Source organism: Methanococcoides sp., from assembly GCF_030594565.1.
Lineage (GTDB): Archaea > Halobacteriota > Methanosarcinia > Methanosarcinales > Methanosarcinaceae > Methanococcoides > Methanococcoides seepicolus.
Window position 1 is genome coordinate 1 of sequence record NZ_JAUVEY010000148.1, and the last position, 5,336, is coordinate 5,336.

Consider the following 5,336-nt stretch of genomic DNA (forward strand, 5'->3'; position numbering starts at 1 on the left):
AAGCAATATTCTTTGCACAGCTCTTTCAGCTCCCTGACACATTCATCGGTATCACAATGGTTGCAATCGGTACCTCCCTCCCCGAACTAATGGTGACAATATCTGCTGCACGTAAAGGTTATGGGAACATTGCAATTGGGAATGTGATCGGTTCCAACATAACGAATATCCTTCTGGTACTGGGAATCTCTGCATTCGTGTTCCCTCTTGAAATAACAGGACTAAGCATCATGTTCACGATCCCGTTCATGATCATAATCAGTGTTGTTCTGTTATGGTTCATCCACACTCACTGGGAAATCAGGAGAATAGAAGGAATGGCATTGCTCTTGCTGTATTTGATCTTCCTGATATTGTTGTTCAGTTTCGAGTTAGCTATCTGAGCATTCCCCTCCAATTAACTTCTCAACTGTTATTTGGTTAACTAACTAACTAATTAACAGTATAGTTTGACATGATCACCATTTCAGGAAAGTCTTTGCAAGCAACGATCCTTTTCTGATGTAATATTTCCTTATCTCATCCTGCACGAACAGCAATATTGCAAAAGGCATTGCAAGTACAAGATATTCCATTGAGACCGGTGCTGTTCCAAAGATCGTGTTCGCAAATGGATGGAACATTATCATGGAAAGTATCAATAATTCACTCACTATCGCCAGTAGTATCATTTTATTCGTGAACATATTCTTGGACAATGCTGATTCCACTCTTGTACGTGATACGAGCAAATTTGCTATCTGGCAGATTATGACCGCAGCAAAAAATGCCATTATGGCCTGTCTGTAGAGAAGTTCATTACTTAGTAATGCCTGTCCCCAGGTCCAGCCTCCATCCAGAAGTACTGCAAAGTAACAGGTAAAACCCGCCAGAGCTTCGATGGGTCCTTTCATTCCATAGGATGTCAAAAGTACCTGTGGTGTCAGGAGCTTTTCATATTTTGATCGGGGAGGACGCTTCATTATGTCCCCTTCCCCCTTCTCAACAGCCAGTGCCAGTGCCGGAAGTATATCTGTACCAAGGTCGATGGCAAGGATCAACTGCACGTTCATGGGCAGGGGTATCGAAAGGAGGACAAATGCAATGAATGGCAGTATTTCCGGAATATTGCTTGTAAGGATGTAGGCAATGAACTTCTTGATGTTATCGAAGACGGTCCTTCCTTCTTCCACTGCATTGACGATAGTGGCGAAATTATCATCAAGAAGTATCATGTCAGCAGATTCTCTTGCAACATCCGTACCGCTTCCCATGGCGACACCCATGTCTGCGTTCTTTATTGCAGGAGCATCGTTTACACCATCCCCGGTCATGGTCACTATCTCTCCCCTTGACTGAAACGCCTGTACTATCTTCAATTTCTGAACCGGGGATGTTCGTGCGAATATAATATACGGAGCCTTCAGTTTTTTTGAAAGTTCATCAATTGATAATTTGTCCAGCTCAGCACCTGTGATCATCACCGGCTCATGGCCATTGCTACTAAAACCAACGTTCTTTGCAATGGAAAGGGCAGTTACCGGATGATCTCCTGTAATCATCACTACCTTTATTCCGGCCCGGTGACATTTGTGAATAGCATCTTTGACCTCAGGTCTGTGAGGATCGACCGCACCGGCAAAACCGATAAATGTAAAACCTGTGTCGTATTCGATCTCCTCCTCAGCCCTGCGATATGCAAGAGCAAGCACACGTTCACCTCTTCCTGCGATCTTCAAATGCATATCAAGGAGCTCGTTCCGGTCATCTTCGGTAATAGGTACTTCATCCCCGTCCATCAGGACATGGTCGCACATTTTAATAACAACTTCAGTTGCGCCTTTCAGGTAGGATTCCTGTTCATCCGAATCAGTATGGTAAATTACCTGCATTCTTTCTTTCAGGGAGTCGAAAGAATATTCCTTCAAGCGAGTATTATTTTCCCGCATCACATCAATATCAGTAAACTTGGATGCGTACATCAACAAAGCACCTTCAGTGGGATCTCCCTTATATCTCGAAGGTCCTTCAACGAGCCTTGAATTATTGCAAAGTACTGCTACTTTCATTAGAATGTCCGGTGGAACTTCCCCGTTGCTCACATCAATTTGTTCAAAGCCCAGAGTCATTGAATGTATGACCATCTTATTCTGGGTCAGTGTTCCGGTCTTATCCGTACAAATGACCGTGGTCGATCCAAGGGTTTCCACGGATTCGAGCCGCTTGATAAGTGCATTCCTTTTTGCCATTCTTTTTGAAGCCAGACTTAGGGAAAGGGTTACAGTTGGAAGCAATCCTTCGGGGACATTGGCAACTATGATACCTATTGCAAAAATGAGATTCAACAGGAACAGGTCATGTGTCACAAAACCGATAGTAAAGAATGATATTCCGAGAAATATTGCAATTATTGAGATGATCCGGATGAAATTATTGAGCTCTTTGCGAAGAGGTGTTTCAACTGATGTTGTCTGTTCCGTCAGGGTTGCAAGCTTTCCCATCTGTGTATTCTGGCCGGTTCCATAAACAACAGCTTTTCCGTTACCTGTCAATACAAGCGTTCCTGAGAAGACCATATTCCTGCATTCGAGTATATTTGGGTGGGTACATTCAAGGGAGCGTAACTGTGGCTCAGCCTCACCGGTCAATGACGAATTGTCAACCTTTAAAGTATTCTCTTCAATGAGCCGGCCATCAGCAGGGACCTTGTCTCCTTCTTCAATGAATATGACATCCCCGACAACCAGTTCGGGTGCCAATATTTCCTTTATTTCCCCATCCCTCAATACCTTGGCAACAGGGGGTATAAGTTGGCGAAAACTCGCCATTATCTGTTCTGCCTGATATTCCTGTATAAAGGTGAACGTGGCATTGAGAATGACAACTCCAAAAAGCGCAATGGCGATGTACAAGTTGCCTTTTCCAGGGTCCAGCAGCTCTGATGCATATGAAAGCAAAGCCCCTGCAATAAGCAGGACCGAGAAAAAATTGTTGAATTGCTTAAAATACTTTTTAAGAACTGATTCTCCCCCTATATTCTCAAAAATATTCCTTCCACATATCTCCAGCCTTTCTAAGGCTTCACGTGTTGTTAATCCCTCGATACCAGCATCGAACCTTTTGAGAAACTCTTCAAGAGAAATGCTATGCTCATCGCCTTTTGTATCGCAATCAGGAACTTTATTGTTGAGTATAATGTTACCCCCGTACTCTCAACATATTTGTAGATATAACTGTAATAATGGGATATAGATTATTCTATCTGCTCAGCCTTTTAATTTGATAATCTCTTTTTGACGGCATCTGAAGACAAAAACTATTTAAATTTTGGTAATTAATGATTAATACTCAGGAATTATTTGTGGTATTAATTATAAGAGGTGGTACAATGGATTTTCACAGTGGAAAACTTACTGTATTGACCGTATGTTTATTGATCGCAGGGATGGTAATTCCAGTCTCTGCGTTCGCACCATCGGTGAATGCTCATGATATTTATGAAGAATTGACTATAGATATGCCAAATAATGGCTTATACGTACCTGGCGAGATCATTGTCAAGTTTGCTCCAGGTCTTTCAAATGAAAAGATCGCAAATATAAATGCCAGAAATGGAGCTACAGAAAAATACACAAGCCAATATGCCGGTTTCAAAGTTCTGAAGATCCCACAGAAAAAGAACGTTGAAAGGATGGTCGAGATCTACAGTAAGAATCCGAATGTGGAATATGCGGTTCCAAATGCCATTACAACGGTTTTCACAGATGATCCATATTACAATTACCAATGGAATTTATACAGTGATCATGGTATCAACGTTGAACCTGCATGGGTAAACACCACCGGGAATGGTGTTATCGTCGCTGTGCTTGATACTGGAGTTGCCTACGAGGCTTATAGGCAATATAAAGTTGCCCCGGATCTTGTTAATACTAAATTTGTAGCGGGATATGATTTTGTCAATAATGACAATCATCCAAATGATGACCATTCCCATGGTACTCATGTTGCAGGAACAATTGCACAGAGTACTAATAACGGTCTTGGGGTTGCCGGGGTGGCATATGATTGTTCTATTATGCCTGTAAAAGTGCTTGATAAGAGTGGAAGCGGAACACTTTTAGAATTAGTAGATGGGATATACTTTGCAACCGAAAATGGTGCAGATGTCATCAGCATGAGCCTTGGTTACCCACCCAATTATTACCCGGGTGCTGTCTTAGATGATGCACTTGACTATGCAGACGAACATGGTGTCACCATTGTAGCAGCTGCAGGCAATGATGGAACAAATATTACTAGCTATCCGGCTGCCTATGAGAAATGTATTGCAGTCGGAGCAACAGGCTATGATGGGAACTTAGCACCATATTCGAATTATGGAATGGAACTTGATGTGGTAGCGCCTGGTGGAAATACGAAGCAGGACCTGAACGGAGATGGATATGTAGACGGGATACTTCAGAACACTTTTAATCCTGGCACAAAAGACCCTAAAGACTTTGGTTACTATTTCTTCCAGGGTACTTCCATGGCAGCTCCACATGTTTCAGGTGTTGCAGCTCTATTGATATCTCAGGGTGCCTCTAATGGTGAAGTGAGAACTGCGCTTGAATCAACTGCAAAGGATCTGGGAACTGCCGGATGGGACGATAGATATGGCTATGGCCTCATCGATGCACAGGCTGCATTGGACTCTATAAATATTACACCTGTTGAAAATGTAGCCCCGACTGCTTCTATAGGTGGGCCATATAGTGGTGTTGTAGGAACTCCAATACAGTTCTATGGATCGGGATCGACCGATCCGGATGGAACAGTGGTTTCTTATTATTGGGACTTTGGAGATGGAAACTCCAGCAGTGCTATTGACCCTACACATGCTTACGGCTCAGTTGGAAACTACGAAGTCTACCTTACAATAACAGATGATGATATTGCAACGGATACTGCCAGCGCTACCGTGACTATAACCAATGCTACGGACCCACTCGAAAATACAATATATATTGATAGTGTGGATATCATAACAAGAAATGCAGGCAAAAATCTATTTGTTTCTGCTAAGACAGTTGTGACTATACAAAATGATGTAGCAGGCAATACAGTATCTGGATCTTGGAGCGGTGCTACTACAGATGTTGATTCCAGCCTGACCGATGGATCGGGAACATTGACATTCTATTCCAATGAAGTTAAGTACAAAACTAAAGCATTAACGTTCACATTTAATGTGGATGGGTCAAGTTTGTCAGCAACCTACCCTCAGTAAAGCAGAATTTCGGGTCTCAATTTGAGACCACCCATTTTTCATTTGATCATTTTTTTCAAAGGGCTTGGTCCGGTACATTATGCTT

The 5,336-nt window shown here is 42.5% G+C and carries 3 protein-coding genes; 2 read left to right on the forward strand and 1 reads right to left on the reverse strand.

From position 1 onward, the window contains the following. Positions 1-383: sodium:calcium antiporter (locus QAS77_RS10315; RefSeq protein ID WP_442920370.1), on the forward strand; the 383-nt coding region annotated here is incomplete at its 5' end. A 75-nt stretch (positions 384-458) separates the two neighbouring features. On the opposite strand, the gene QAS77_RS10320 is transcribed toward QAS77_RS10315, so the two are convergent. Continuing rightward, positions 459-3,122 (reverse strand): cation-translocating P-type ATPase, encoded by a 2,664-nt coding sequence (locus QAS77_RS10320; RefSeq protein ID WP_305065404.1) that lies wholly within the window; start codon positions 3,120-3,122, stop codon positions 459-461. Between the two features lie 245 nt (positions 3,123-3,367). On the opposite strand from QAS77_RS10320, the gene QAS77_RS10325 reads away from it, so the two are divergent. Continuing rightward, positions 3,368-5,251: a S8 family serine peptidase gene (locus tag QAS77_RS10325; RefSeq protein ID WP_305065402.1), complete on the forward strand. Its 1,884-nt coding sequence runs from the start codon at positions 3,368-3,370 to the stop codon at positions 5,249-5,251. The last annotated feature ends 85 nt before the right edge of the window (positions 5,252-5,336 follow it).

What these genes read in the sequence shown, in the direction of transcription:
- QAS77_RS10325 (WP_305065402.1), top strand. Translation starts at nt 3,368, where the DNA reads ATGGATTTTCACAGTGGAAAACTTACTGTATTGACCGTATGTTTATTG.